The following is a 26,768-nucleotide window of genomic DNA, read 5'->3' on the forward strand; positions in this document are numbered from 1 at the left end:
GTGGAGCTTTTCCACGCTCTTTTTTTTGCATAGCGAGAAAACAGGTTATACATATCTGAACGCCGCATCATCAATGGCATCGTATATGGTATCTGCATTGTTTGTTTTCAATTTCAAAGCACTCCTGCTTATTTTGCAGTTGTTGTCCTTATCGCTCCATGAAAAAGCCTCCTTGCCACTTGCATGTGGAGGAGGCTTTGCTTAATGGATTAGCAATACTTTAAATCAAAGCAATGGCAAGCAGATCGAACAGAGCAAGTGGTAAAATAACATTATTATAACCGTAGCCAGGGTACGGATAGCCGGGATAATAACCTGGGTAATACCCTGGATAATGACCTGGATACGGTTTATAGTAAGGGTTATAGTACCCGCGAGTCGTTTCCTGCGTGACGGTGACGGTCACACTCAAGTATAAGTGCTTATTATCAAGCCCGCTGATGACCCCTTCATGCATTTGACCGTCTAGCGTCTGCACCTTCACATTGTGGTTCATGTAAGGTTTGCAGGATTGATGCAAGGATTCCTTTACACCTTGCAGGTGTTGGATTACAGCAGGATCCGCCTGATAGATAACGGACTGTTGTCCGGTGTTTAATGTCGACATATATATTGAGACCTCCGTAAATGGATTTGCTCCATTCTATGCAGAAGCCCATGCCGGGGTGAAAACCAATCCACCTTGTCGTAATCTTTTCTAACCTTTAACGGCCCCTCCTACAATTCCTTTAACAATTTGTTTCTGCATGACCACAAAGAAGATAAAGATAGGGATAAGGACAATTACGGTCAAGGTCATGAACATCGGCTATGCTTATTCACTATAATTGTCCGTTTATCATCTATCATGAAAATATCTTCATTGTCCTGGTAAGAGCTTAATTCGAACAATCCGTTTGTCTTAAAACCTTTGTCAGCATTCTCGGTTACCGCTGTCATGAACCAAGTCTGCTCCGTAAACGGGTAGTCCCAACGCAGTAAATTACGGCCGGCAACGTTATTCACGTAACCGTTTCTCCCCAATATAAGAACGTCGCTTATTAAGCTTTGATAGGCAGTGATCCCGTAAGCTAAATCGGCAATGTTGCGCTCATGTTGAATAAGCTCGTCGGCATCCGGTGTCCAACCGGGTTTGGGTTTCATTAGTGCTATAACAGAGTAATGTCCAGCTAGAGGTACTAATGGCCGCTTAGCCTCTTCGAGATTAAAGTTAAATAATTGTGCAGCCTGGTCTGTAATGGTGGCGGTAGAATCTCGGATGGAGAAATAACCCAGCAGAAAAACAAGGAGAATGTTTATAAAAAGGTAGGAAAGAAAGATGGTTCGGGTAATCGTACGGCGGAATAAGGTTTGTATAAGGATCGTGATTATTTTGATCATAGCCATCATCCTTTCTTACCAAAACAGGCTGCCCAATCATAGACAGGGCAGCCTGGAATATATTTACTCACTCTCTGTATAGGGACGCCACAAAGGATTACCCGGAAGCGGACAATATTTCTCTTTCAGCTTGGCGGTAATTCGCACGATACATCCACAGAGAGAGCATGTATATCCGCCGACCAGCTTCGGGCATTCCTTACAATGAAGTAAACGTTCCTCATAGATCGAGTCCGGAACGGAATGCTCCGCGTTATTGAACATAGGTGAAGATAGAACTCGGTTGATTTGCACTTCTGTTACTTGATAATCATCCCGACATCCTTTGCAAGACCGATCATTGTTCATACCTTTGACCTTCTATTCCGCAGTCAATTCGAGAACCGTAACAGACATTGCTGAAAGATCCAATGTCAGCAAAGTACCCTCCAAAGAAAATGATGTGAATTCAGAAGGTGCCACGCGGTCAGGATTGTCGAAGGTGTTATGTCCGTCAGTAGTATCGGAAGTTAGTGTTGTTCCCTTCACTGTCACCTGACTACCCATAAGGCCTCGTAAATCCAACTCCACATTTGTACCCGCCAGATGATCCAAATTACAAATACTGATATGGATTTGGCCTGCATCATTCTTGGATGCGGATACGGAAAGCTGTGGATAATCTTCCTTGCCGCTGCCCAGTTCTACGCTTGATAGATGAATGTCCAGTAACTGCGCATCTTGATGCACCTTGAACATGTTGAATACATGATAAGTAGGCGTTAAGATCATTTTCTCGCCTTCGGTCAGAATAACCGATTGCAGCACGTTAACGAGCTGAGCAATATTAGCCATCTGTACACGGTCACAGTGCTGATTGAAAATATTCAACGAGATTCCGGCAATCAATGCATCCCGGATGGTGTTCTGTTGAAACAAGAAACCCGGGTTGGTTCCCGGCTCAACATCGTACCAGGTTCCCCACTCATCCACCAGCAGGCCCACCCGTTTCTCCGGATCGTATTGATCCATGATCGCTGTATGCTTGGTAATCAATTCTTCCATGTAAAATGCCTTTTTCAGAGTTCCAGTGAACTCCACATCCGGGAAGCCTGTAGCCGCCCCTTTTCCGGTCCAGAATTCTCCTGGAATCGTGTAATAATGCAGCGTAATGGAGTCCATGAATTGGTGAGCATTTTTCATTACCGTTTCCATCCAATTGTAATCATCCATATTAGGGCCGCAAGCAACTTTATGGATCTTGTTGTCACCATAGTTTCGTACATAGGTCTGGAACTGACGGTACAAATCAGCATAAAATTCAGGACGCATATTTCCTCCACAACCCCAGTTCTCATTGCCAACGCCAAAATATTTAACTTTCCAAGGCTCTTCCCGCCCGTTTTCTTTACGCAGCTCAGCCATTGGGGATACACCTTCAAACGTGAGATATTCCACCCACTCCGACATTTCCTGTACGGTACCACTACCTACGTTTCCGTTAATGTACGGTTCGCATTCCAGCATTGCACACAACATCATAAACTCATGTGTACCGAAGTGGTTATTTTCTACAACACCGCCCCAATGGGTATTTATCATCCGCTTGCGGGTTTCCTTAGGACCGATTCCATCCTTCCAATGATATTCATCGGCGAAACATCCACCCGGCCATCTAAGTACAGGGATTTTCATTTCCTTGAGTGCAGCTACAACGTCATTACGGATTCCGTTCGTATTGGGGATCGGTGAATCTTCACCCACCCACAGACCTTCATAAATACAACGCCCTAAATGCTCGGAAAAATGCCCATAAATATTACGGTTAATGATCCCTTTTGTAATATCTGTATTGACAGTTAAACGGTTAGCCATGTGTAAGTACCTTCTTTCAGAGATTAGTAAAATCCATACAAAATCTACACCTTCAGACGAATGACATTCCAAGATGCTTTTGCAAGTGAGGCTGTCACTTTAGCTCCGTCAACAACTGCGCCGCCGTTATTATGCGGTTTAACACGATCAGGCTGTTGTTCTGTATTTGCAGCTTTGAGATCATCGCTTTCCATTACTGTATGTCCAATCAGCGTGCAAGCTCCGAAGCTGCGAAGATCAATCTCGAACAGCAACTCGGATTCCAAATGACGGTTAACGGCAAAGATCGTCACTTCGCCCAACTCTTCATTGTGAACGGCAACGGATTCCAGGTAAGGCACGTCCGTAATCTCTTTGGAATCGTATTTTGGAGAGTTAATTAAAGGAACCAGTGCTTTCCCACGGCCATATACGGAGGTATGCATATAAGGATAAAAGATCGTTTGTCTCCACGTACCTCCCAGCTTAGAGGTCATGATCGGTGCAATAACATTGACCAACTGAGCGATACACGCCATTTTGACGCGATCCGCGTGCTTCAAAAGACTAATCAGCATGCAGCCTACAAGTAAAGCATCCTCATGGTTATAAACATCTTCGAGCTGTGGCGGAGCGATACTCCAAGGATCCATTTTGCTATCCGCATCATTAGAGTGATACCAAACGTTCCATTCATCAAACGATAACAACATTTTCTTCTTGCTTCTTTTTTTGGCTTTTACATAATCACAGGTAGCAATAAGGGTACGGATAAAATCATCCATCTCAAGGGACCGTGCCAAAAAGGTTGGCGTATCATCTTTTCGGTTACCATAATATTGATGCATGGACAGATACTCTACATGATCATAGGTGTGGTCAAGCACTGTAGCTTCCCATTCCGGGAAGGTTGGCATTTCGATACTTGAACTGCCGCAGGCTACCAGCTCTATGGTAGGATCAACCCATTTCATAACCTTAGCTGACTCTAGGGCAAGGCGACCGTATTCATGTGCTGTTTTATGCCCGATTTGCCAAGGACCATCCATTTCGTTACCTAGACACCAGGTTTTAATCCCATGGGGTTGTTCATATCCATGCTCGCGGCGAAGGTCACTCCAGTAGGTTCCAGAAGGATGATTACTGTATTCTAAAATGTTTCTGGCAGCATCAATGCCCCGGGTTCCCAGGTTAATGGCCATCATCACTTCCGTATTGGCTTTCTTCGCCCAATCTACAAATTCATTGAAACCGAACTCATTCGTCTCAATCGTACGCCAAGCAAGTTCCAGTCTATGTTTACGTTCGCTCTTAGGACCGACACTGTCCTCCCAGTTATAACCGGAGACAAAGTTGCCACCCGGGTAACGGACAATCGGCACCTTAAGCTCATTGATTAATTCCAGCACATCTTCCCTGAAACCGTTCTCATCAGATTGCGGATGACCAGGTTCATAAATGCCTCCGTATACGGCTCTTCCTAAATGTTCAATGAATGAACCATAAATTCTTGCATCAATATCACCGATAACAAAATCCTTGTCCACGATCATGGTTGCTTTGTTAGCCATTGGTTTAATCGCTCCTTGAATTAATGTTCTAATTAACCGTGTTGCGTAAATGTTAATTTAAATACTATAATAGGAGTATATCCTGACTTCTGCAACTATTTTTTTGGCAATGCATTTGTACATTCATTGATTCTGTCTTAGAATAACTATAGATTTGAGAATCCTGGAGGGCTGACATTGATAAAAGCTTCCGCAGACACGAACTGGCTCCCTTTATTTGAAGCCTTAGCCAGTGAAGTGAGGCTGAATATAATAAGACTGCTCGCTGAGCAGCCTATGAACAACAAAGATTTAGCATCCCATCTGAAATTAAGCGGTGCGATCGTATCCATGCATGTGCGCAAGCTTCAAGAAACCGGAATCGTCAGATCAGAAATGATCAGGCTGGACGGCGGTACCCATAAGATGAATACCCTCGCAGTGGAAGCGATTGAGATCCTGTTTCCTTTTATTAAAAATGCTCCGCGATTGTTTCATGAAATCTCCATCCCTATCGGTCACTATAACGATTTCGAGATCGCTCCAACCTGCGGACTGGCTACCACCAGTAAATTAATCGGTCAATTCGATGATCCCCGTTTCTTCTTGGATCCGGAGCGTGTGAACGCAGGTATTCTTTGGTTCGGGAAAGGGTATGTGGAATTCAAACTGCCCAACTACCTCCTATCCTCGCAAAAAATCGAGGAGATTGAGATTTCTCTGGAACTGGGCTCCGAGGCACCGGGTGTCAACCGGAACTGGCCTTCCGACATCAGCTTTATTCTGAATGGGACAGAGCTTGGCTACTGGACGAGTCCCGGCGATTCGGGAGAGGGTCGGGGAACCTATACACCTGCATGGTGGAGGGACGATGTGAATCAATACGGATTCCTGAAGCAGATTCAGATCAATGCCAACGGTACGTATCTGGATGGCCAAAAAATGTCTGACATTGGTTTGCCAGAACTGGCCATTGAGCGTAACCAGTGGACACTTCGCTTGGAAGTCAAAGAAGATGCCGCCCATGTCGGCGGATTAACCTTATACGGCGCAGGGTTCGGTAACTATAATCAGGATATCGTGTTTCGCACCTACTATAAGGGGAGTGCGGGAGGTTGATTTATTGATTTATTGTAAATGAAAGAGAGGTGCGGCTCGGGCTGCACCTCTCTTTCTGATGAGTATGGGTGGGTGTGGTGGATTTGGTGGATTTGGTGGCGTATGCGGACACAGAAGACCCAATTTAGCTAATTACTCCATATTCCATAATCAAGCGGACTCAGAGGACGCTATAGGATTCAAAATCATCATTTTACGTGCCCAATCCATCAAATAGTGGAACCTCTGTCCGCATAGTTTGTCAAAAGACAATTTTCAGCAAAATAAGGTCTTTACAGTCCATATCTACTGTCGATGTCGTTCTGTAGTTCTGCGTTCAGTTCATATGTCTTACTTACTTTCTGTCTGTCTTCCTCTGCCTATACTCCGACTCCACTCTCCCGCACCATCTTCCCATCATTGCGACTCTTCCATTAGTAACATTGGTCTTGCTACTCCTTGGCTCATGTCGTTCCCAGCCATTCACTATTTTCATAATACAATCTAAGTTCAGCCAAAGATCATGAACGGCTATTCTTTTCCCCTAGTAAAAGCAAGCTGCTACCGTACAGCTTCCATATTCGTAATCGGTTCTCGGCAGGCAAAGTTCCTGCATGCATAAGCGGTTGCTTCTCCATGGACGGATGGCTTGTCTGTGAGGTGCGTCAACAACTTTACTATAATATCTGGCCGCTCCTCGCGGTCTACTTTTATAGCAACATAGTGTTTGTTAAGAAGTTCTGCTACTTCTTCGTCCTTGAAGCACTGGCGTTCCATGACGTGGCACCAATGAAAACAGCTATATCCGATGGATAGGAATATTGGCTTATTCTCTGCTTTCGCTTTTGCAAAAGCTTCCTCGCCCCAAGGGTACCAGTCAACAGGGTTATAGGCATGCTGTAATAAATATGGGGACTTCTCATTTATTAGTTGATTAGGCTGTTGGCCTTCTTTGATTGGCATGCTGAACCTCCTCCTTCTGTTCCCATTGTTAGTAATACCCATTAGAGGGCAAAAAGACACTAACGAGGGGGTTAGTGTCTTTTCACGAGTTGACAGTATCATCAGAGGTTAAACAAAACTTAGACAGCATGCTTATTTGGTCATTTAGCTCCAAATTATATCGAGGGAGCTCAATTTATAATTGGCACTTATTCTTTTCCTTTACCGATAACATTAAAACCACTCACTGTGTATCTGCCTATATTAACTTTGAAAGTAATTTGAACTATATCTGAGGTAGAACCTTGTGTCGTAACTCTTCCTTCAAGTATGAACTCTTGTAGAGGATACGAATCTGATTCCTTTATTGGCAATATATGAGCGTTGGAGATTAGATAGTTATTATTATACTCCTTACGAAGTACGCTCATGATCTTAGGACGAAGTTCAAAAATAAGGATCTCTTCCAAGCACTTACGTTGAAGATCTGCATTATACTTAATGGGTGACTCTTCGCTGTAAGCTTCAGCACAATCCATTACTGTAAAGTAGGTTACCCCTATTGCACAAATCAAAATAATTTTATGCACTCTACCTCTCCACCACATGGGAATTAGCCTCCATTTTTTGTTATTATACCCATGAGGCTATCGAACTATCCTGTCCGTTAGCTGAGCAGTTAATCCTTAGGCAAGCAAGTTTTTCTCAATCGTCCGTTCATATGTCGCTTTTCTTAGATTCTTTTCATAATATAACCAAAATGATGTTGTGACTTTGCTATAGAATTTGTCCGCTAGCTATCTTCATTGAAATCGTCTGTTGTATATTGTTTGCGTAGGTAAGAAAATCAGTACACTTAATCCAAATTTTATTTCCAAATCAACAATAAAAAGTGATCCTAAGTTAATTCATTGATATCGCTACTTCAATCATTTCCGTCTTAGACAATTGATTGCTATCGATCTCTATATATGTCCCATCTTGTACCCATCGTAAAAATCCGCCTGGAATATGATTTGCCCAAGGCACGAACCGTGCTTCAATTCCTTTAAATATAACTGTTTCACCATGCGTATCGAATTTGAACTCTTCTTCACCAATGACTGTTGTGCTTGTTTTATTACGAACATCCAAAACTGTTTTTTCTGTTTTAATTTTGTAACCGAATGCTTTATGCTGCTCAATCCCAAACATATATGTTTGGCCCGACTTATCAAAATAATGCAGCCTGACTCTTGTTATGGGTGATGTTGCATCAACAGGATAAGGTTCCTTGATTTCCAACTTCCACTTTTGTGTATAATCCCTCGGTAAAAGCAGTTTAAAGTCAGTAGATTTTTTTACTTGTTCGAATTTGGTTTGACTTACAGAGTCTAAAGCGATTGGACTAGCTGTTGCCACCAACAAACTGAAGATGAAAATTACTTTTAACATTTTTTTCCCGCACATCCTTCATTGATTCCTAATGGCTATAATTCCTTACTTAGTGAAAAATATGTGGCAATATAAACACCTAAGGTCTAGGCTTTATCTCTGTGGATCTGATTCCCATGAGTATAATCGTTATTGTTTTCTCTGCATTTTTTCTGTACGGTAGGAGAACGTAAACAGAAACAATTATTGGGGTGCTATCTTTGAAAAACAAACTTAAGATTATCCTTATCCTCTTCTCACTGATGCTAATCATATCACCCTTAGAAACAGAAGCTCATTCAGATATACCTAAACCTCAACAAGATTCTACAGAGCTTCAACTGCAAGACATGCTTATGCTCTTTCTAAGGCCAACTATTCAAGATGCAGTGAACAATTATTATTCAAAAAATTTTAAGGAACCACCTCTTGTTTTTCCTTATGACATCGATGTAGTTCAGATCAAAAGAAAAAATGGATTTCGTGGGTTTGCTTTTTTAATAACCGTGAATGTGATGCCATTTGTAGGGCCTCATAATTACGTGGGAATGGATCGAATGACCTTAGAAGTATCTGCGGGACCAACCGCCAAGTTAATAAAATATAACCACTTAAAGGATTTTGAACTGCCGCCCAATTGGAAGCATATCCTTCGTGGAACTCCTAATTCTCTATAGGGTTTGATCGTTTGTTTGCCCGCTCACACAAAAAGGCGAAGGATCTAGTCCTTCGCTTTTAGCATTCTATAGTATTTACATCGCATCATTTGCCCCACTATACAATGACATATTACCGATCCGTTTCAGTAAAACGAATGGATTGGATAACGTCCGTTGATACGTTAATTCTTATGGATACGTACACCCCAAATTCTTTACCATCGTGCCTTCTAAGCCACATCTTAAACTTCTCTTCGACCGTTTCTGGAGTCAATTTCGTGCGGCCAAGATGCTTGTAATCAATGATGTCTGCGTTATATCGCATTTGTGTTTCCTTTACTGCAATGGCACCCCATTTAGCGTATTCGGGTACAGCTTCTACTGGCATTGGTGATATCATAAGCAACCCTATTAGACACAGGACCATTTTCTTTATCACTAATCACCGCCTATCGCAATTTTTCATATTTTCCCCATCAATACTTGAGATATGCATTGGAAATATTCACGAAGTGCTTCTGAATAATAATCATTTCAAACTGTCATATTAAGATGAAAAGGAGGCTATTCTGTGTGAACTTAATCATTCTATTCCTAAATTTGTTCCTTATTTTTGGTGGACTAGCATCACGTAATGATGATCGCTTGAGTTCCGCCAGTGATCATGGCGAACCCTTTAGGTAATTTGAATCAACGTGAAGCTGTAATAATGTTCAAAAAAAAGTTTCATAAAAAAGTTATGCTTCCAACATATATTCCGTTTGTAACAACTGACACAGGGGCTTCATTAGATGAAATCCCGAAAACATTAACTATCAGTTATCACAATAAAAATTCCAAATCAACTCTGATCGTAACGATAATGATTAACATCCAACCCAAAAATGTTCTTCCACCATTGCCAATGTCGAATGTAAAAGATTTCATCGTATTGGCCCATGTGATGGGAAATTAATAAGACTGAATGCCAGTAAAGCAAGAAATTAGCGAAATAGTGATACGGAGAAGATTCGGAAAATTAATGGGGAATAGAATGAAAAATTTAGATCGATCGAGTGGAATTTACCGACGTGCCATCAGTGACAAGTTGAATAACCAATACTTAGAAATATTGGCTTATTTTGTTCGGCGGCTTTGGCAAAAGCATCGTCTCCCCATGAGTACCAATCCACGGGGTTATAGGCGTGTTGTAGTAGATATGGGGACTTCTCATTTATTAGTCGATTAGGCTTTGGCCTTCTTTAATCTCCATTTATGTAACCTCCTTAGGCGGTTTGGGTCATTGTTAGTATTACCCGTTAGAAGGAGAAAAGACACTAACGGGGGGGTTAGTGTCTTGTTTAGAATTATTTCTATAGCATTCGCCAAAAATATCTCTTTTAATAAATAAATTTCTTTGGTATCATTTGTCGCATGTCAATATTAGCGGTTTATTTGGTTAATTCGATTCCTTTAGGAAGCTTTTCTGGACTTACTGACCTTATAATATTCACATCTATTTCAAAATCTATAAGCCTTTCAAATTTAATGCTTTTTACCTTTTCTTCAACTAATAACTTCTTTACTCGCTCGCTACAATATTGAAACCCACCTGCGCCACCAGTATCTTCCATAAAAATATCTGAACCATCCCAATAATCATCCTCAAAAAATCTACCTTTAAGATAAGGGAAACTTCCACCAGGAAAATCACGATTAACAATCAGACTACGAGAAAAGTCTACAGGTGAACATCTACCTTTTATTGATAGCCCAAAATAACCCGTAAAAAGTTCATCGTCTTTACCTAATACATCCACTTCAAACACATCCCACCCACTAATACCCTCACTAACGAATTTTTCAATAATTTTCTCGTGATATAAACGTGGAGAAGCGGGCTGAGTACATATGATTTGAGAAGGTATCTTTGTACCACTATAGTGCTTAACAAAAACCCAGTCATCCTGATTAACAAACATTCCCCTAAATGGTCTATTGGAAGGAGCATCTCTTAAGACATAAAGATTGGAGTAATTAGGACTGTAAGCCATATATCTCTCCCTTATTTTTTAGAAGCTATAAACTAACTAAATCAAATAAAAAATACAAAGCACCTGATTAGATTGTTCCAAACCAACCCAAGTAATTTAAAATTGGAAACTGGTTTATTCAAAAGACTTGGCAAAGGATGCATCTATCAATGTGCATTCAAAAGCACCCTCCATCTTTATTTTGAGCAAGTTTGTAAGCAGCCCATTTTCTTCAATTTCTATTTCTAATGATTAATTCCATCTTCAAATATATATAATCTCCTCACCATACTTCTCCACTTTGAGTTTTCCAAATCCTTTAACCTTTAGTAATTCCTCTTTTGTTCGTGGATACTTAGCAATCATTTCTTCCATTTCGTTATTGTTATAAATAAAATAAGCCTTAACATTCTCTTCTCTTGATTTCTTAAGTCTGTACGCAGTAAGTTCTTCGCGAAGTACTGATTCATCTCTTCTCGATTCAATCTGAGTCGTTTCTGCGACAATCTGGTCCTCAGCTTCAATCTGAGACGCTTCAACAACAATCTGATACTTCGCCTCAAAATTCATATCGATTGGTTTGTTCAGCTTAATTAATAATTCAGCGATGCTATACATGTCCTTCTCAGCTAGATCATATTGGTTTGCTTTGTCATTCTGATATTTTTCTAATGTAGTTTTAAGTTGATCGTACTTAATAAGTGTCTTTTCAATCTCTGCTGGACACTTAATTTTCTTAATGATGGTTTTGGGATTAGCCATTACAACCAGAGATAGAATGGGCATATTATTGATCTTCAATTCTTTGGAAAGTACATGTTTCAGAATGTCTACATGTCTTGTGTTTTGTGTAACAGGACTGTAAATGCCCTCTTTGTAATCTCTACCGTTTTTGTTTTTCATCGTTCTTACAAAATTACCATCCTGGTCAATGCTGATATTTCCGCTTAATTTCTTAGTTTCTAAAATGCATGTGAATTTGTTGGAAATCACTACAAAGTCTAGCTGAGCCACATAATCTCCGTACTCAATCCTCACATCATGTAGACATAGGACTGGTAAGAAAGAATTCTTTAACTCAAAATAAACATTATTTTCACCATCTATACCATATTTCAAAAGCATTATATCTTTCTCAATAGATTCTTTCTTCACTTCATTGGTAACTTGATTAAGAAGTTCGTTAAGAGCGATAAGTTGGTAATTCTCTTTTGTAAAGTCTTTGGCAAACGTTGGGCTTTGAATAGTACGTTTTTGACCGAATAATTTATTGAATAATGACATAACTTGTCTCCTAACATGATGAGTTAAGTTTGATAAGCAAAAAAGATACCTACCTTTATAGTCAGATTATACCATAAACATTCATCAAAGCTCCTGAGGAATTAGGAGATTATACCTATCTTATTCATTTGAAATATATAACGTTTTGTATCCGCACCTATTCTCATAGAAGAGAATGACCCTATAACAAACTCTTTTACATGCTCAATAACTAAAACCATTGAGTGAGCAAATACTATTAATCACACAACTAGATGGAATGGAGATAAATATCTTTTAATGAGATAGTGGAGTGGATAAGAATTTAATGGCGGAAAGTCTTAAGAGGAAATGTAGCTAGAAGTGAATCGTAATTGGATAAAATACTGCGGTTAATAAGTGGAATTCACCGACGTGCCATCAATGACAAGCTGACTTAGGCCCCACTACGAATACCCAACAGATAAGAAAATAGCTTTATTCTCTCGTCTCGCGGTATTAAACGCTTCTTCACTCCACGCATACCAGTTGGGATGAGTGCTGGCGGTAGAATAAATTAGATGTGGCTGTGTTTACAGTTAGAGTCATATATTCATTTATCCGATCCCGTTATACATGATAAAACAAAAGGAAGGAGCGAATAAACTCGTCCCCTTCCTTTTTCTCTTGCCTGCATTATAGTTCTATACTTTTACTGGTCATCTTATAGTTTACGTTTGCGTCATACAACTGAAAACATATTTACATAGTCTTCTTTTAAAATACTGTATATTTCTAAATCGACGATTCCTTTACCTGCCCATAGTGTTGCTTGTCTCAATGTTCCTTCTTTGATGAAGCCATTCTTCAACAATACCTTTTTTGAAGTCTCATTTAGAGGCATAACTTCAGCCTGAATTCTGTTGACGTTGACATCCGCAAACAAAAAATCGAGTAATATTTTTACCGCTTCGGTAGCGTTACCTTTTCCCCAATGTGATTCCGACAAATAGTAGCCAATCGTCACTACGTTTACCTTTTGATTAAAGTCGACAGCTTCAATAATCCCAAGCAATTGATCGGGTTTAGGATTGGCGAATATCCCCCACTTAACCCTTGACCTTTTATTATAATCTCTCTCGAAATGCCCTATCATGTTTTTTACAGTATCTTTATTGTGTTTGGGTATTATGCCGCAGTATTCAAACACTTTGTCATTATTATAGATTTCAAAAACTTCGTCAAGATGTTGATCTTCAATTTTCTTCAATACGAAATCATCTGACTTTAGGATAGGAAACTGTTCAAAAACTGCTTCAAGGTTCATTCCGTCACCGCTCCATATTTTCTTTTTTTTATCGGAATATCTCTAAACTCCATCTCTTTTAAGAATGAATTATTTGTTATTAAACCTTTTACCCTCTCTATTGTATTAGGTCGTTTGGGTACACCACCGTTTCTATTAAGCAAAATCCACCTAAGACAAGCCAACGCTTCAAAAACTTCAAGTTCTTTTTGCTCAATATCATTTTCCAATAGATAAGCGGAACGAAACACATGTGCATATCGCTCCGAAATGTATATACTTTGTAGAGTAAGTGCCCACGCAAAATCATATCTGGAATCCCCTAATTGTCCGTTCGTCCAATCTATTACGGTATATCGGTCATTTTCCTCTAAAATGTTTCCCACATGGAAATCACCATGAATTATACGATCTTGCTGTATTGGAATGATTGGAACAAGAGAAAATAATACACTACTTAAGTCATCGTGTTCCCTTACTCCAGGAAAAAAGTAATCAATGAAGTCGTTCTTGGGAAAATGTATATCTCCAATCTCATCTACAGGGATTTGATGTATTCTTGATAATATCTTTGCAATATCAATCATTTTCTTTTCATTCACTTTAAGAACAGGCATTCCGTCAAAGGTTGTTAGCAACACCTCATCTGCGTTTGGATTTATCCCCCAACCCACTGGCTTAGAGACAGATAACCCTCGTTCAGAAAGGACATTCAATAAATGAAATTGAAAACTAATGTCAGGCCTGGAACCCTTATTCCATACTTTCAATACAAAGCTCTCTTTATCTGAGCTTATTTTCATAACTTCAGCTTCAAATCCATGATCCATTGAATGTGTAGTTAAGGTGTTCACTTGATTTAATAATTCATCCAATTTTTCGTTTTTTTCTACCCAATCCACAATACCTATAGAGTGTCCCAATAATCATCATCCTTCCCAGCGATTATTTATATTCTCTTCTTGATCGGTATATATAAATCGACTTTACATTTCCCTTCCTTATCGCTAGCAGGATCATTCATACAAAATTCGAGGCATGGTCTATCGTCGGCATCATAATCACTATTGGGTAGCCATAGACTGAATACGTTTTGATAGGCGAGAACAAATTTTTCTATAGTGTCGTAGTAGGGATATACAGCATACATTCCACCAGAAAGTGTTTTGAATTTCACATGCTTCATATGTTCATATCTCTCGAATCCACTGGGTAATGTAACACAAGCATCGTATCGACAAGCATATTCTTCTACAAGATTTCCATCATCCAACGATATTCCTATAAACTGATAGTTTTTTGGAGTAAGTCCTTGTTGGCTTGCCCAAAGTACCAACTTGTCCCAAGCTACACGAGTATCCAAATAACTCCCGACATGTCTAACGTACGCCACTTCATGTTCTGGAAGTTCCTTAATTGTTATCATGTTTTTCCAAGCCCTTTTTAAGAGTTCATTTTTCCCATCTCTATTGTAATCTTCAAGTGGAGACACATCTTCTAGCTTATTGCTAAAGTATGATGAAATATTGCTATTTTTCTGTACCCTATTTCTAACGGCACTTGGGGTCTTATTATAGTGTTTCTTAAAGAGAGCATTGAAGGTTGACACTGTTTCAAAACCGCATTGATTCGAAATTTCCAAAATAGTCATATTGGTTTCAGCCAAATAATAAACAGCCTTTTGTAAACGCTCTTGATTTACAAATGCAACTGGAGTCACACCGACTATAGAAGTAAATATTCTTGTAAAATGATATTTCGAAAAGTTTGAAACACCAGCCAATAGATCAAGATTGAGTTTTTGATTACTATTGTCCTCTATGTATTTAATTACTTTATCAATTCTATCTTTATAGTCATTCTTCATTTATCGAATTCTCCAATTACTTTTGTATTAGACTACCAAAATTATACACCGCAAATGGAAAACATGGATAGCTTGAATGAATATACAAACGTATTGATCGTGATGAAGTATTTATTATTATCCTACAACTTCTTGCCTCCTCGATGCCCCCCTGTTATACCAAATAATTATTTTTTGGCATATCAAGGGTGAGCAGAAAATATGGCGTATATCGCCGAGGTATCCGTATCATCAGTCTCGCAAAAGCGACAAACTCAGCGGAGCCAAGGTCTGGTATCAAACGCTATGTAATCACCACGATTATTGTTTGTCCCTCTATTCCTTTCATGAACCAGGATTGGGGTGTTGCAGGAGATGTTTATATTAGTGCAATCCTTAAAACGAGTACGGAGTATTTCAGATATACATGGCCGAGGTTCGAAAAAGAATGAATTCAGGCTCATTGAGAGATTAGTGGAATAAAGATAAGAGAATGAAACGGAAATTGAATTGGGAATGGGATGAAAACACTAAGATTAAACGAGTGGAATTCACCGACGTGCCATCAGTAACAAGTTGAATAACAAATACTTAGGGAAATTGGTTTATTCTGTTCGGCGGCTTTAACGAAAGCATCATCTCCCCACGAATACCAATCCACGGGATTATATGCGTGTTGTAGTAGATAGGGGGACTTCTCATTTATCAGTTGATTAGGCTTTTTAGCCTTCTTTAATCTCCATTTATGTAACCTCCTTGGCAGTATGGTCCATTGTTAGTATTACCCAATGGAGGGCCAAAAGACACTAACAGGGGTTAGTGTCTCTTTTAGATTAACTTGATAATGTGCTCTAATATTATTCCGAGGGAGTTTTTCTATTGGGTAACCCTAATCATTATGGATTTTTTATTTTATTAAAATCTTCATCAGCTTATTATAAATAGGATTAACGATATAACCCGTTGGGTTGATCGAATACCTTTTACCTGTATTCAGCTGGTCGATCTTTTCTATATCATCGCCGGTCAGCTCAAAATCAAATATCTGGCTGTTTTCTTCTATTCGTTTTGGATTTGATGATTTTGGAATAATGATTACTCCCCGTTCCAAGTGCCAACGCAAGATGACTTGAGCCACCGTTTTATGATATTGATCAGCGGTTTTTTTTAATTCCGGATGCTTCAGCAATGTTTTGTTCCCTTGACCTAGTGGACCCCAGGCCTCGTGCAAAATCTGATGTTCCTTGAGATAGTCATGCAGGTCATTTTGCGGAAATTCTGGATGAGTCTCAATCTGATTGATCATCGGGGAAATCTTGGAGTGTTTCATTAGTTTTTCAAGGTGCTGAATCTCAAAATTCGCAACTCCAATTACCTTGATTTTGCCTTCAAAATATAATTCCTCCATGGCTTTCCACGTTTCTATATAGTTAGATGAGGCGAAATGGATTAAGTACATATCAAGGTAATCTACATTCAGCTTTTTAGTAGTTCGTTCAAAGGCCTTCTTAGTGGCTTCATAACCATGATCCGTGTTCCAGACTTTAGACGTGATAAAAAATTGTTCACGAGGTATTTGACTATTCCGAATTTCTCTTCCTAAAGCTTCTTCATTCCCATATATTTTAGCGGTATCAAAATGCCGGTAACCTATTCTAATAGCCTCACTTATCGCTGTTTTAAACTCTACCTCTTTCGTAATTTTGTACACCCCAAAACCTAATTGGGGGATTTTGACCCCATTAATGGCTTCTACTACTTTAGAATCCAAATTCATTTGACTGCTCCTTTTTATAAAAATTATAAAACATACGGTATATTCTAAATATATATTATATATAGTTATATCAAAAAATAAAGTTAACCTTTTTCTTAATCCAATAAGTCGGTTAACTTTATTTCTTTTAAATGACTCTGCATGGCCATCTCGGCTGCTTGTAGACTATCGGCGATCTTTTGTTTGACTTCATCAACTTCTTTTCCCTGAAGTGTTACATCTGTATGGAGTTTGAACAAAGCCTTTCCAGGTTCAACGGCCAGAAAAACATCCAATATTGTAATCTCTGATAAAGGCCTTGCCAGCAGTATGCCGCCCTTAGCCCCTTCTTTGGCAATAGTCAGTCTAGCATTGTTCAAGTTTCGGATGACTTTAACCGTTGTTGGAACAGGTATATTTAACTGCTCTGAAATTACCTTGGTAGATAAAAAGTTAAAACAGTGCTCCTCTGTAATACCGTGAATATAGAGTAATATGGAAATTCCCTGTGATAAGGCTGTAGAGTATGCCATTTTTAATTCATCCTATTCTAGACTATTAGCTTTTCTGGATCGCTTCGATACGCTTTAAATGGTTTCTTTTTTCTCCATAGCCAGCATTTCAGTGATTTTTGATATCAGATCTTTGTTGACCTTACATAATAGAAATTTCCCTTTCTTCTCGGTTACAACAAGCTCCGCGTTTGCCAGTTCCTTGATATGATGTGAAATGGTCGGTGCACCGATATTCAGACAAGAGGCGATATCAGCGACACAAAGTCCGCCACTAGCTTCTATACTGGTCTCATGGGACTCGGCAATCTTGAGAAAGAGCTCCAATCGATTTTCATTAGAAAGGGCCTTGAAAATTTTAGCCATTTGTTTGATTTCCAATACAAGCCCCCCTAGTCAACTGTGTATCCATTCGATATCTATCGAATTATTCTAGCTTACAAAAGAGGGCATGTCAATTCGAACAGTCCCCCTCTGCGGTTAAGTATAGGCAGTTGGGGGAACCTTTGTTAGCTGATCCCAATTAGGTGTCGGAATCTCCGCTTGTTGCTTCAATTCATTAAAAGCGACTAACAGCGCCGACATCTCGTCAGCACCCACCGCTTTATCACTCAAGAGAATTCTACCGACTGAGGTTAACAGTAGAATTTTCAATTCGGCGTAGAGCACTTTCCGTTTGTTACGGACCCATTGAACTTGACTTGCAGGCGTAACCGTAAACCCGAGGGTTTCAAGCACCTGAAAACCTTCATCTAACGCATCAATGACTTGATACAGCAGCTTGCTGTCTTTAGCGGCCTTGCGCAGGTCGCCGTCATAGGAAGAACCTATGGAATTCATCGGCAGGATCATGACCATGTGACTTTTCAGCCAAAGATCCATACTATCATTATAAGTAAGCTTATACTTCGCTTTAGCAAAAGCTTGATCAATTACCGGCCGCCAAGACAGCTTTTCCCCCAAACCGCCTATCACCATCTGCACTTTTGGACCGCGCACACTCACCATCCGACCATTCTCTCTCCATCCCGCATTCATTTGAAAAGCGAACGCTACTTTTTTCTCCACAGGACTGTTTGCCTGTAGATAATCTCTCATCTCACCAGGACTGGCGTTATTCCCCACAATCACAATATGCCTGCTCTGATTCGCTGCTAAAACAGGTAATACCGCCTGGAAATCCGGATATTTCATCACGACAAAGATAAGATCATAGACATCCTCCGGCCGCAAAATATTAACGACATTCACTCTATCCACCGTAGTATGCAATTGAAAATAATGGCGGATCACATTCCCATCATTCCGAAGTTCTTCCAACCGCTTCCCTCTAGCAAGCATGGTCACCTCATTACCTCCACTTGCAAGTACATGGGCCAGATAACTTCCCAACACCCCAGCACCGTAAATTAATACTTTCATACAATCAACTCCTGCTTTCATTGTTATGAGATTATAATGATATTACACTTCGATAACTTTCGAATTGATTATATGTTAGTGACCCGATAATGTCAATTTATAACGATTCTCCAATATACTTTCCGGGGAACTCACAATCAGCAGGAGCGCAAACACGAAAAGACACTAACGGTTATTGGTTAGTGTCTCTTTTCGGTATAGTGTTATTTAAATATTTTTTTCTTAAATAGGATGAAGAAGTTCGCATTGACTTTATCTTTCCATGTTGACTATCAAGTTCCTTGAGTGCTCCGCAACCCATTAATACGTTCACCATAGTTTCGCACAGCTAGTCCATCTCTAACTTATGGAAATTATAGAAGTTCGATACCTTAGAAAAAAAGACCGAACCTAAGATACTACTGTTTATTCCTTGAATATCCTTCATAAAATTAATTGTTTTAATTCTTATCTCATAATTCAACTCGCTTAATACTAAGATATCATTATCAACTTGTATTTCTAACCAAGTCCAAGAGTTTTCAACATATTTTAAGGCTATGTAATCATGTGAATTTATAGAATTATAAACATCAATAAGTAAATCAAAGTGTGTTAGTAGCAGTTCAGAAAATATCCTCTTAGCTGATAAAGGCATATCCATAGATCTGATGCCATTCATTATCAATGCGATTACGAATACATTCATCCACAAGTACCATATCACTTCCCCAAAAATACTTACCATGTAAGCACTCGCCAGTTTGTTGATTCTTTTCAACGAGTTTCTGAATCTTCAAACGTTACTATTGCATCGATATTCCCATCATGTATATTCCATTCCCATTACCCCACTGTTCAGCTTCAATCCAAATTGAGTACTTCAATAATAATTTAGTTACTACCTCGGGTTCGCCCAAATAAGATGAACCATGTTAAGCCAGTAGCTTTCCACCTTATTGATTTTGAGACCTGACTCTCTGATCAGTCCTACAATGTTCCTGGTATGGTGACATCCATAGGCACGATATAAAAGCGGATTAAGTGCTTTTTGGACAGCGGAAACCGCAAGGTTAGAGCTGATCCCATGCTCCATGAAAAGGATTTGCCCATTCGGTCTACACCACCGATTGATTTTATCTAACACCATTTTTGGATTATCATAACTGCAAAATGATAACGTAGATACAATAGTATCGAACGATTGATCGGAAAAGTTCATTTCTTCAATATCAGAACAAATAAAATCAACTTCAATATGATGATGTTTTGCCGCACTTTTTGCTTTCTCAAGCATCGCCTCACTAAAGTCAGCCGCTGTAACCTTTATCCCGGAAGGATAAAATGGGAAATTCGCACCTGCCCCCACTGCCAATTCAAGCACATCGCCCTTCGCATGACTTAAAAGATTTTGACGCCAACGTTTTTGTTTTGGGCCTTCTCTTTTTTTCTCATATAAGGTTGCTTGCTTATCAAAGATACGTATTAACTCCTTCTTCTTCACCTATCTCCCACCTTACAATGTAGTAAATATCGAACTAATCTTCTATAACTATTATAAGTTCCAATTCCAATTTCACTACTATTTTTTACAATTTAAACCTTTTCTCTATCCTACCTATCGACTAGACGCTTTCACAGAAGGAGATGGTTGCATTAGTGCAATCGTTACAAAAAAGTACAGAGTATTTCATATATACTTGGCCGAGGTTCGAAAAAGAATGATTTCAGGTTCATCGAGAGATTAATGGAATAAAGATAAGAGAATGAAACGGAAATTGAATTGGGAATGTAACGAGAACACTAAGATTAAACGAGTGGAATTTACCGACGTGCCACCAATGGCAGGTTGACTATTCCACCACTACAAATACCCAACAGATAAGAAAATAGGTTTATTTTCTCTTCTCGCGGTATCAAACGCTTCTTCACTCCACGCATACCAGTTAGTTAGTTTACCCAAATGGTTGGGGAAAATCGCAGGGAGATAGCACAGCTTTAAACGTGAAAATTAAGGTTTATTCTTCCCGCTGTTTATTGAGTGTCCGTATGCACATACTAAAAAGGGGATTAGGAAGTAAGCCGTATCTGGAAGTACTCTTGCATCTCTAACGGCTATCTCAGGCAACCAGATACATCAAAGCAAGCACTGCAATTCCAGCCAGAAAAATTCATTCATTTAAAACACCTCACTCATTTAATGACAACATGATTTAATCATATGATATATTGTTTTACAATAAATTAGTAATGTTTTTTATTATATTATTATTGTTATTATTATATCCTTTTTATTTACTTACACTAAAATGTTAAATTTACAACTTATTTAGATAACAAACTACGTTCTATTTCCTTTGTCCAATATAATAGGGCTTCATCATTCCCATGACTATCAATACATTGGAAACCTAAAGGCATGCCATCAATTTTAGCTACGGGTATACTTATCGTTGGAAGTCCTGCGTAAGACCAGACTGCTGTCATCCCTGCCCAACCTGTCTTTTCAAAACCTTTTGGTGCTACTCCTCCTTGAGCGGGTGAAACCCATAAGTCAATGCCATTTTTTATTTTGGTATTTTCCAAATCAATTCTTAAATTCAATTGTCCAGCACGGTATTGTTCTAATTCCTCAGAAGGCACAGATTGACCGTTTTTAATGGCCTCCCTTACTGAAGAGCCATACAGATGCTCATACTTTCGGAACCAGATTTCGTGAACCTGCGCCATCTCGGCTTGTACCATTTTAATCATTGCATCACCAGCTATGAAGGAATCATCCCAGGGCATATCTACATTGCGAATGGTATACCCAGCTTGCTCCAATAATTTAAGCTGATTTTCGAAAGCACCTCTAACCTCATCGCACATAAAATTCATATACATACCACTTGGAACACCAAGAATAGGTTTTTTATCTGAATGGAAGGATCGCCAATTAGGAATTAAATGAGAACTTGCATATTGCATACTTTCTATGTCCTGTGTGAAAAATCCGATTGTGTCAAAGGATGGCGACAGTAAAATAACCCCATCTAATGCAACACGAGCATAACTTGGTTTAAAGCCAACCACTCCACAAAATGAGGCAGGAGCAATGACAGAACGAAGTGTCTGAGTGCCCACTGCTATGGGACATATTCCAGCGGCCACAGAAGCAGCTGAACCAGCGCTTGAGCCGCCAGATGTATGATCAATATTATGTGGATTGCGGGTAGGTATTACGCTATGATAAGCAAATTCTTCTGTAACAGTTTTCCCTACAAATACTGCCCCCATTGATCGAAGATTTGAAATAAAGGATCCTTCGCTCATTGTCAAAACATCAGAGGGCAGTTTGGAACCTGCCCGAGTTAGAAAACCATTAACGTGCATCAAATCCTTAATTGCAAAAGGTATGCCAAAAAAAGCGGGTCTATTATCTTGATGGGGGAACTTCTCCAATAAACAGTTCGCATCATTAAAAAAGCGTGCTTCCAAATTTTCCTCTGGAATAAAAGCGTTTATGTATGGTTCAACTTTAGAGTAACGTTTATACAAATGGGTCAAATTTTCAGTTAATGAACCTTTATTTATGTCCACTAAAGATGCATGCTGAAGATACAATGATAACCCCTCCTAAAATGTGGTTTTCAGGGTTATTTTACCATATTTAAGATGGAAATCGTAGCTTTTTAAAAAGGGTATTTTATTTACCGATTGATACGATGTGGCTATAGCAATAATTAATAGTGTCTAGTTAGGGTAAGATCTAAAAGGATGAATTAAGGTGGAGGACAGGAGTTGAGGGATGGAGATTAAGAAAGAAACTACATTTTTGGTACTCCTTTTAAATGAGTGGAATTCACCGACGTGCCATCTTTCTGGAAGAAAAAAAGACACTACCTAGGGGTAGTATCTGAGCGTATGTTGCACGTAGGTAATGCAGACTGGAGCTTTTTTGAGCGAGAAATTCAATTTCCGACATCTACTCGTTTACTGAATGTTCGGCAGGATCCAAAGCCAGTTTTAATGGCAGGGTTGCAACAAAAGATAGGACTAATCCCGTCGCGCAGGCGATAAGGAAGCCGCTGAATCCGTCCCCCAAATAAGCCGGCAAGGTTGCCAATCCAGGGAAGGCGAAAGAAATCGCAGCCGAGTGAAAGATTCCAGCGATTCCACCGCCAACGGCTCCGGCACAGCAAACGACAACCATCGGCTTACGCAAGGGGAGATTCACACCAAACATCGCGGGCTCTGTGACACCGAATAATGCTGAAATCGATGCGGATAATGACAGAGTTTTAAACTTTTTATCCTTGGCTTTAAAGAAAACCGCCAATGACGCTCCTGCCTGGGCGAAAGCAGCCGGACCCATCAAGGCTAAAATCGTATCCGAACCATTGATTGTAATATTGTTTATAGCAAGCGGCACCAAACTCCAGTGTAGTCCAAATATGACCATCACCTGGATGGCCCCCCCTAGAGCTATTCCCGCACCGACCGGACTGAGATTATACACAAAGCTATATCCTTTTGCGAGCGCATCCCCCACGACCATACCCATTGGACCAAAGACCAATAGTGTAATGGATGAGACTATAATTATTGAAAATAAGGGGGTGAAGAAGCCTCGGATAACTTCGGGTAAAACTTTAAAACAGAATCTTTCGATATATAGCAGCAAGCCCGTCGCCAGAAGAATAGGAATCGCGCTGGCTGGATATGTAACAGGGGTAATACTTAGCCCAAAGAAGTTAATCGTTTGATCGTCTCCAAAGAGAGTGCTAAGACTGGGGTGCAACAGCACTCCGGCAATGACTACGGCGCTAAATGGGTTTGCCCCGAATTTTTTAGCCGATGTAAATGCCAGAAGAACGGGAAGATAATAAAACAGACTGTCAGCCATCGCATTCAGCACCAAATAGGTACCTTCCTTATTGTTTAACAGATCTAATGCTACTGCGGCAGCCAACAAACCCTTCATAATTCCCGCCGCGCTCAAAATATTCACCAGTGGAAGAAAGATACCGGAAATCCCATCTATAATGATATTAACGATTTTCTTCCGGGGCTGCTTGACTGAAAAAACTTGATTTTCAACTTCCATAAGTACCTCCTACATTCCCAACAAATTAGCGGGCAAGGCACCCGCCCCGACCATACAATCAAAGACTACTATATCATAGAAAATATCTTTGTAGCGGATAAGACATTGTGTAAGTAGGGTATGCGATAATCTAATGCTATTCTTTAGAATGCTTCCATAAGATTGAAACTCACTTGGTGTATGGTGTATAAACGTTTGTAAGTGGTAGGCATTGAAATTTATAAGCATGAAATCATGAATGATGTGAGATAAAGCTTTTTATAAATTTCTGACGACAAGATAATCCGCCTGCTATAAAATTCGCCTTATAACAACGGTGTTTGAATCCTCGCCGTCATCCAATGAGAACACCTTCAACAGCGGAGGTGTATTATTTTCAGACTGATTCAACAAGAGAAAAGTTAAATTAGCCTTGATAAATAACCGCGACCTTGTAGTTCAATCTCCAACAAAATGTTCGGGTCCACATTGATGATACGCTCATATAAAGCATTAAAAAACTCATCGTCCAACACCTTGCCCTTCTGCTCACATTTGCTCCCATCCTTATAATGCTGATAACATAATGCGCTCCAGTATTGACCTTGTTTCTTGCTTTGGCCCACTCTGAACTGTATTCTACAGCCGCATTTCTCACAGTAGAGTAGTCCCGACAGGGGAAAAAGATTTCTCCGGCTATTGGGATTCATCATCAGCCTATTCTTCACTAAACGCTCTACGATGGCATCATGTTCTTCCTGTGTCTTCAATTTCTCATGTTCCCATGACCTTAATTCGTTCATCTTCAGGAACAATCTCCACTTGACCACGCTTTGTTCGTGTTTTCCCGTAAGTGATGTAGCCGAGATGAATTTCGCTCAATAGCAGCCTTTGTATAGTTACATTGGACCATCCTTTGTCCCTTCCATCCCGCTTAATGTTGTATGGCGTAGGTAGCTTGTTATCCGATAACCAAATAGCGATATGCCCGAGGTTGATTCCACTCAGATATTTTTCAACAATCGCCCTATAAATTGGCCGCTTTATATCATCCACCAATACCGATTTTGTGTTCTTATCATAATAGTAGGGAAATGGCGGCTTACCATTAGTCCACATGCCTTTCTTGGCTCCTGACTCTTTTCCTTGCTTCATTCTGCGCTTAATCGTTCCATTAACTCTTTTTAATCATCAATAAGTTCGACTTCGCCGTATACTTGGACAGTTACATAATTCCATGTTGGAACTGCTTTATTTGTTTCATACCATGAAGGAGAGATATAACAATGCGGACCATAAAAAATGGCTAAGACAATTTGATTGCTAATATCCTTCCACTGAGGATTAGGGCGTGCAAAATGTCCATATAAGTATTTGTTCTCCTTATCCAAAATTAAAGGTAATTGCGCTTTCGTTTTTTCCCCAAACCCCTAGCCAGATCGTTTCTTTTTTCCGTTCTATCGCTATTTCTATAGCTTTATTTATTAGATATTTACCAAGCCCCTGTTTAAGAAATTTATTCTTTATATAAATCCTCTCGATTTCAAGCGAATCATTATCCATTATTTCAGTTTGAATTTCATTAGCGTTTATCTTTAAAACCCAGCAATTTCCGAATATGAATAAATAAAATAGAATTCCGAAGAGGTATTTGATAATTCTTTATAGTCATTTTATTTGTCCTCCTTTTAATGAATCAATAATTTCTTTTGTTTCCCTTTTTTACAAACTCCCAGTCTTTTTCAACATTTTTCCTGACTCTTTCCAGCAGGTTAAAAATGGTATCTACTTCATTTTCGGAGAATCCAGATAGTGCGACCCTAGCTTATACTCTCCTGTAATGGTAAGGAATGTCCTTAGTCAATAAAATCCTCAACTGCGGTGCAAAGTTAATTTTCTTACATACTATAAGGTAAAACCTGCGATGAAAGGAATTTAATACATGGAATATTTCGACATGCTGGCCAAATTAGGTATTGGTAACGCTCATCCTGGAGGATTTGCTGCCACTTTAAAGCAATTTGAACAATATCCCCTACCCACTAGCTCTCGAATTCTTGAAGTGGGTTGTGGCACAGGCCGAACATCTTGTTATTTATCTGCTCAGGGTCATGATGTAGTAGGTATAGATATTCGCCCAGATATGATCGCAAAAGCAAATAAGCGGGCTGAAAAAGAGAATGCAACGGTAAATTTCTTGGAAGGAGACGCCCTTTCACTGCCATTTCCTGACGAATCATTTGATGTGATTCTTGTCGAGTCTGTATCTATATTCACCGATACGGGGAAGGCATTATCGGAATATTACAGGGTTTTGCGGCCTGGAGGCCAACTTTTTGACAGAGAAATGATCCAACGAAAACCCATGTCTACAGAAATCAATCAAGAAATCACAAAATTTTATCACGTTGAGAAGCTATGGGACATTAAGGATTGGTCCGCTTTAGTAAAAACCATTGGGTTTATTCGTTCACAGATTGAGGGTCCCTTCATGTTTCCTAAATCAAGTGAGGATCTTTTTGAGCATCCAGACTATTATCAACAAATTGATGTGGGTTCCTTTCTTGACCTCTCCATTTGGGAAGTAATAAGTAAGTACAATAATATAATGGACAGTTATGAAGAATACATCGGATATATTCTTGTGATTGGAACTAAATAAATAAGTCACCATACTAAAAAAACAAAAGCCTAGCAGTATAGGCTCTTGTTCTTGCTTAATACGCTTTATATGGTCTTGTTATTAAACA

At 39.5% G+C, this 26,768-nt stretch carries 27 protein-coding genes and 8 pseudogenes; 3 read left to right on the forward strand and 32 right to left on the reverse strand.

Translation table 11 applies throughout. The features are described from left to right. Positions 1 to 220: 220 nt before the first annotated feature. The 5 genes from J2T20_RS05400 to arfA form a co-directional block, all read right to left on the reverse strand. Positions 221 to 607 (reverse strand): hypothetical protein, encoded by a 387-nt coding sequence (locus J2T20_RS05400; RefSeq protein ID WP_307586345.1) that lies wholly within the window; start codon positions 605 to 607, stop codon positions 221 to 223. A gap of 188 nt (positions 608 to 795) precedes the next feature. Continuing rightward, positions 796 to 1,380: a hypothetical protein gene (locus J2T20_RS05405; RefSeq protein WP_307586347.1), complete on the reverse strand. Its 585-nt coding sequence runs from the start codon at positions 1,378 to 1,380 to the stop codon at positions 796 to 798. A 63-nt stretch (positions 1,381 to 1,443) separates the two neighbouring features. After that, a complete protein-coding gene (locus tag J2T20_RS05410; protein ID WP_307586349.1) occupies positions 1,444 to 1,728 on the reverse strand; it encodes a DUF6171 family protein in 285 nt (94 codons plus the stop codon). Between the two features lie 12 nt (positions 1,729 to 1,740). Continuing rightward, on the reverse strand, positions 1,741 to 3,234 hold the full coding sequence (locus tag J2T20_RS05415; RefSeq protein ID WP_307586351.1) for an alpha-N-arabinofuranosidase: 1,494 nt from the start codon (positions 3,232 to 3,234) through the stop codon (positions 1,741 to 1,743). Between the two features lie 44 nt (positions 3,235 to 3,278). Continuing rightward, positions 3,279 to 4,784, reverse strand: a complete 1,506-nt coding sequence (gene arfA, locus J2T20_RS05420) for an arabinosylfuranosidase ArfA (protein ID WP_307586353.1) — start codon at positions 4,782 to 4,784, stop codon at positions 3,279 to 3,281. 177 nt (positions 4,785 to 4,961) lie between these two features. Between arfA and J2T20_RS05425 the strand changes: the two genes are divergently transcribed. Next, positions 4,962 to 5,882 (forward strand): ArsR/SmtB family transcription factor, encoded by a 921-nt coding sequence (locus tag J2T20_RS05425; protein WP_307586355.1) that lies wholly within the window; start codon positions 4,962 to 4,964, stop codon positions 5,880 to 5,882. 660 nt (positions 5,883 to 6,542) lie between these two features. On the opposite strand, the pseudogene J2T20_RS05430 reads toward J2T20_RS05425, so the two are convergent. From J2T20_RS05430 to J2T20_RS05440, 3 genes and pseudogenes are all read right to left on the reverse strand, one after another. After that, a pseudogene (locus tag J2T20_RS05430) lies at positions 6,543 to 6,824 on the reverse strand (DUF255 domain-containing protein); the annotation flags it as partial. Between the two features lie 188 nt (positions 6,825 to 7,012). Next, positions 7,013 to 7,411: a hypothetical protein gene (locus tag J2T20_RS05435; RefSeq protein WP_307586357.1), complete on the reverse strand. Its 399-nt coding sequence runs from the start codon at positions 7,409 to 7,411 to the stop codon at positions 7,013 to 7,015. A gap of 295 nt (positions 7,412 to 7,706) precedes the next feature. Next, positions 7,707 to 8,237: a hypothetical protein gene (locus J2T20_RS05440; protein WP_307586359.1), complete on the reverse strand. Its 531-nt coding sequence runs from the start codon at positions 8,235 to 8,237 to the stop codon at positions 7,707 to 7,709. Positions 8,238 to 8,437: 200 nt separating this feature from the next. Between J2T20_RS05440 and J2T20_RS05445 the strand changes: the two genes are divergently transcribed. Then, on the forward strand, positions 8,438 to 8,893 hold the full coding sequence (locus J2T20_RS05445) for a DUF3888 domain-containing protein (protein WP_307586361.1): 456 nt from the start codon (positions 8,438 to 8,440) through the stop codon (positions 8,891 to 8,893). A gap of 112 nt (positions 8,894 to 9,005) precedes the next feature. Here the strand turns inward: J2T20_RS05445 and J2T20_RS05450 are convergent, their stop codons facing one another. The 24 genes and pseudogenes from J2T20_RS05450 to J2T20_RS05565 all read right to left on the reverse strand — a co-directional run. Beyond that, positions 9,006 to 9,314, reverse strand: a complete 309-nt coding sequence (locus J2T20_RS05450) for a DUF3889 domain-containing protein (protein ID WP_307586363.1) — start codon at positions 9,312 to 9,314, stop codon at positions 9,006 to 9,008. Between the two features lie 640 nt (positions 9,315 to 9,954). Then, positions 9,955 to 10,092: pseudogene (locus J2T20_RS05455) on the reverse strand (DUF255 domain-containing protein); the annotation flags it as partial. Between the two features lie 213 nt (positions 10,093 to 10,305). Next, positions 10,306 to 10,908 (reverse strand): hypothetical protein, encoded by a 603-nt coding sequence (locus J2T20_RS05460; RefSeq protein WP_307586365.1) that lies wholly within the window; start codon positions 10,906 to 10,908, stop codon positions 10,306 to 10,308. A 243-nt stretch (positions 10,909 to 11,151) separates the two neighbouring features. After that, positions 11,152 to 12,171, reverse strand: a complete 1,020-nt coding sequence (locus J2T20_RS05465) for an NERD domain-containing protein (RefSeq protein WP_307586367.1) — start codon at positions 12,169 to 12,171, stop codon at positions 11,152 to 11,154. A gap of 425 nt (positions 12,172 to 12,596) precedes the next feature. Further along, on the reverse strand, positions 12,597 to 12,707 hold the full coding sequence (locus J2T20_RS05470; protein WP_307586774.1) for a DUF255 domain-containing protein: 111 nt from the start codon (positions 12,705 to 12,707) through the stop codon (positions 12,597 to 12,599). A gap of 164 nt (positions 12,708 to 12,871) precedes the next feature. Then, positions 12,872 to 13,456 (reverse strand): GNAT family N-acetyltransferase, encoded by a 585-nt coding sequence (locus tag J2T20_RS05475; protein ID WP_307586369.1) that lies wholly within the window; start codon positions 13,454 to 13,456, stop codon positions 12,872 to 12,874. Next, positions 13,453 to 14,358 (reverse strand): aminoglycoside phosphotransferase family protein, encoded by a 906-nt coding sequence (locus J2T20_RS05480; protein WP_307586371.1) that lies wholly within the window; start codon positions 14,356 to 14,358, stop codon positions 13,453 to 13,455. The genes J2T20_RS05475 and J2T20_RS05480 overlap by 4 nt, the downstream gene beginning before the upstream one ends. A 26-nt stretch (positions 14,359 to 14,384) precedes the next feature. After that, positions 14,385 to 15,302, reverse strand: coding sequence for an AraC family transcriptional regulator (locus J2T20_RS05485; protein WP_307586372.1), 918 nt, complete (start codon positions 15,300 to 15,302; stop codon positions 14,385 to 14,387). Positions 15,303 to 15,849: 547 nt separating this feature from the next. Continuing rightward, a pseudogene (locus J2T20_RS05490) lies at positions 15,850 to 16,044 on the reverse strand (DUF255 domain-containing protein); the annotation flags it as partial. Positions 16,045 to 16,188: 144 nt separating this feature from the next. Next, a complete protein-coding gene (locus J2T20_RS05495) occupies positions 16,189 to 17,058 on the reverse strand; it encodes an aldo/keto reductase (RefSeq protein WP_307586373.1) in 870 nt (289 codons plus the stop codon). Positions 17,059 to 17,153: 95 nt separating this feature from the next. Continuing rightward, a complete protein-coding gene (locus tag J2T20_RS05500; protein ID WP_307586375.1) occupies positions 17,154 to 17,570 on the reverse strand; it encodes an RrF2 family transcriptional regulator in 417 nt (138 codons plus the stop codon). A 54-nt stretch (positions 17,571 to 17,624) separates the two neighbouring features. Continuing rightward, complete coding sequence (locus tag J2T20_RS05505) at positions 17,625 to 17,930, reverse strand: ArsR/SmtB family transcription factor (RefSeq protein ID WP_307586377.1); 306 nt, start codon at positions 17,928 to 17,930, stop codon at positions 17,625 to 17,627. 99 nt (positions 17,931 to 18,029) lie between these two features. Further along, entirely contained in the window at positions 18,030 to 18,971 is a 942-nt protein-coding gene (locus tag J2T20_RS05510; RefSeq protein WP_307586379.1) for a ketopantoate reductase family protein, read from the reverse strand. Positions 18,972 to 19,188: 217 nt separating this feature from the next. Continuing rightward, a pseudogene (locus J2T20_RS05515) lies at positions 19,189 to 19,275 on the reverse strand (GNAT family N-acetyltransferase); the annotation flags it as partial. Between the two features lie 576 nt (positions 19,276 to 19,851). Beyond that, positions 19,852 to 20,454, reverse strand: a complete 603-nt coding sequence (locus tag J2T20_RS05520; protein WP_307586381.1) for a class I SAM-dependent methyltransferase — start codon at positions 20,452 to 20,454, stop codon at positions 19,852 to 19,854. A 360-nt stretch (positions 20,455 to 20,814) separates the two neighbouring features. Next, a complete protein-coding gene (locus J2T20_RS05525) occupies positions 20,815 to 20,913 on the reverse strand; it encodes a DUF255 domain-containing protein (protein ID WP_307586382.1) in 99 nt (32 codons plus the stop codon). Positions 20,914 to 20,985: 72 nt separating this feature from the next. Then, positions 20,986 to 21,121 (reverse strand): annotated as a pseudogene (locus tag J2T20_RS05530) (DUF2975 domain-containing protein); the annotation flags it as partial. A gap of 154 nt (positions 21,122 to 21,275) precedes the next feature. Beyond that, positions 21,276 to 22,556, reverse strand: a complete 1,281-nt coding sequence (locus J2T20_RS05535) for an amidase (protein ID WP_307586385.1) — start codon at positions 22,554 to 22,556, stop codon at positions 21,276 to 21,278. 361 nt (positions 22,557 to 22,917) lie between these two features. Then, entirely contained in the window at positions 22,918 to 24,039 is a 1,122-nt protein-coding gene (locus J2T20_RS05540) for a PTS transporter subunit EIIC (RefSeq protein ID WP_307586387.1), read from the reverse strand. Between the two features lie 401 nt (positions 24,040 to 24,440). After that, complete coding sequence (locus J2T20_RS05545; protein ID WP_307586389.1) at positions 24,441 to 24,821, reverse strand: zinc ribbon domain-containing protein; 381 nt, start codon at positions 24,819 to 24,821, stop codon at positions 24,441 to 24,443. After that, positions 24,793 to 25,137 (reverse strand): recombinase family protein, encoded by a 345-nt coding sequence (locus J2T20_RS05550; RefSeq protein ID WP_307586391.1) that lies wholly within the window; start codon positions 25,135 to 25,137, stop codon positions 24,793 to 24,795. Before J2T20_RS05550 ends, J2T20_RS05545 begins: the two co-directional genes overlap by 29 nt. A 68-nt stretch (positions 25,138 to 25,205) precedes the next feature. Further along, positions 25,206 to 25,424 (reverse strand): annotated as a pseudogene (locus tag J2T20_RS05555) (FMN-binding negative transcriptional regulator); the annotation flags it as partial. Next, positions 25,414 to 25,682 (reverse strand): annotated as a pseudogene (locus J2T20_RS05560) (GNAT family N-acetyltransferase); the annotation flags it as partial. The pseudogenes J2T20_RS05560 and J2T20_RS05555, both read right to left, overlap by 11 nt. Positions 25,683 to 25,714: 32 nt before the next feature. Then, positions 25,715 to 25,837: pseudogene (locus J2T20_RS05565) on the reverse strand (MarR family transcriptional regulator); the annotation flags it as partial. A gap of 123 nt (positions 25,838 to 25,960) precedes the next feature. Between J2T20_RS05565 and J2T20_RS05570 the strand changes: the two are divergent. Beyond that, positions 25,961 to 26,680 carry a class I SAM-dependent methyltransferase gene (locus J2T20_RS05570; protein ID WP_307586392.1) on the forward strand — a complete coding sequence of 240 codons (720 nt, stop codon included), beginning with the start codon at positions 25,961 to 25,963 and terminating at the stop codon, positions 26,678 to 26,680. Positions 26,681 to 26,768 lie beyond the last annotated feature (88 nt).

Source organism: Paenibacillus wynnii (assembly GCF_030812855.1).
Classification (GTDB): domain Bacteria; phylum Bacillota; class Bacilli; order Paenibacillales; family Paenibacillaceae; genus Paenibacillus_AQ; species Paenibacillus_AQ wynnii_A.

Bases quoted from the DNA above. Each gene is read 5' to 3' on its own strand.
- J2T20_RS05440 (WP_307586359.1), bottom strand. From the start codon at position 8,237: ATGTTAAAAGTAATTTTCATCTTCAGTTTGTTGGTGGCAACAGCTAGT.
- J2T20_RS05550 (WP_307586391.1), bottom strand. From the start codon at position 25,137: ATGTGGACTAATGGTAAGCCGCCATTTCCCTACTATTATGATAAGAAC.
- J2T20_RS05460 (WP_307586365.1), bottom strand. From the start codon at position 10,908: ATGGCTTACAGTCCTAATTACTCCAATCTTTATGTCTTAAGAGATGCT.
- J2T20_RS05500 (WP_307586375.1), bottom strand. From the start codon at position 17,570: ATGGCATACTCTACAGCCTTATCACAGGGAATTTCCATATTACTCTAT.
- arfA (WP_307586353.1), bottom strand. From the start codon at position 4,784: ATGGCTAACAAAGCAACCATGATCGTGGACAAGGATTTTGTTATCGGT.
- J2T20_RS05405 (WP_307586347.1), bottom strand. From the start codon at position 1,380: ATGATCAAAATAATCACGATCCTTATACAAACCTTATTCCGCCGTACG.
- J2T20_RS05475 (WP_307586369.1), bottom strand. From the start codon at position 13,456: ATGAACCTTGAAGCAGTTTTTGAACAGTTTCCTATCCTAAAGTCAGAT.
- J2T20_RS05510 (WP_307586379.1), bottom strand. From the start codon at position 18,971: ATGAAAGTATTAATTTACGGTGCTGGGGTGTTGGGAAGTTATCTGGCC.
- J2T20_RS05465 (WP_307586367.1), bottom strand. From the start codon at position 12,171: ATGTCATTATTCAATAAATTATTCGGTCAAAAACGTACTATTCAAAGC.
- J2T20_RS05410 (WP_307586349.1), bottom strand. From the start codon at position 1,728: ATGAACAATGATCGGTCTTGCAAAGGATGTCGGGATGATTATCAAGTA.
- J2T20_RS05545 (WP_307586389.1), bottom strand. From the start codon at position 24,821: ATGAACGAATTAAGGTCATGGGAACATGAGAAATTGAAGACACAGGAA.
- J2T20_RS05485 (WP_307586372.1), bottom strand. From the start codon at position 15,302: ATGAAGAATGACTATAAAGATAGAATTGATAAAGTAATTAAATACATA.
- J2T20_RS05570 (WP_307586392.1), top strand. From the start codon at position 25,961: ATGGAATATTTCGACATGCTGGCCAAATTAGGTATTGGTAACGCTCAT.
- J2T20_RS05540 (WP_307586387.1), bottom strand. From the start codon at position 24,039: ATGGAAGTTGAAAATCAAGTTTTTTCAGTCAAGCAGCCCCGGAAGAAA.
- J2T20_RS05495 (WP_307586373.1), bottom strand. From the start codon at position 17,058: ATGAATTTGGATTCTAAAGTAGTAGAAGCCATTAATGGGGTCAAAATC.
- J2T20_RS05400 (WP_307586345.1), bottom strand. From the start codon at position 607: ATGTCGACATTAAACACCGGACAACAGTCCGTTATCTATCAGGCGGAT.
- J2T20_RS05435 (WP_307586357.1), bottom strand. From the start codon at position 7,411: ATGTGGTGGAGAGGTAGAGTGCATAAAATTATTTTGATTTGTGCAATA.
- J2T20_RS05415 (WP_307586351.1), bottom strand. From the start codon at position 3,234: ATGGCTAACCGTTTAACTGTCAATACAGATATTACAAAAGGGATCATT.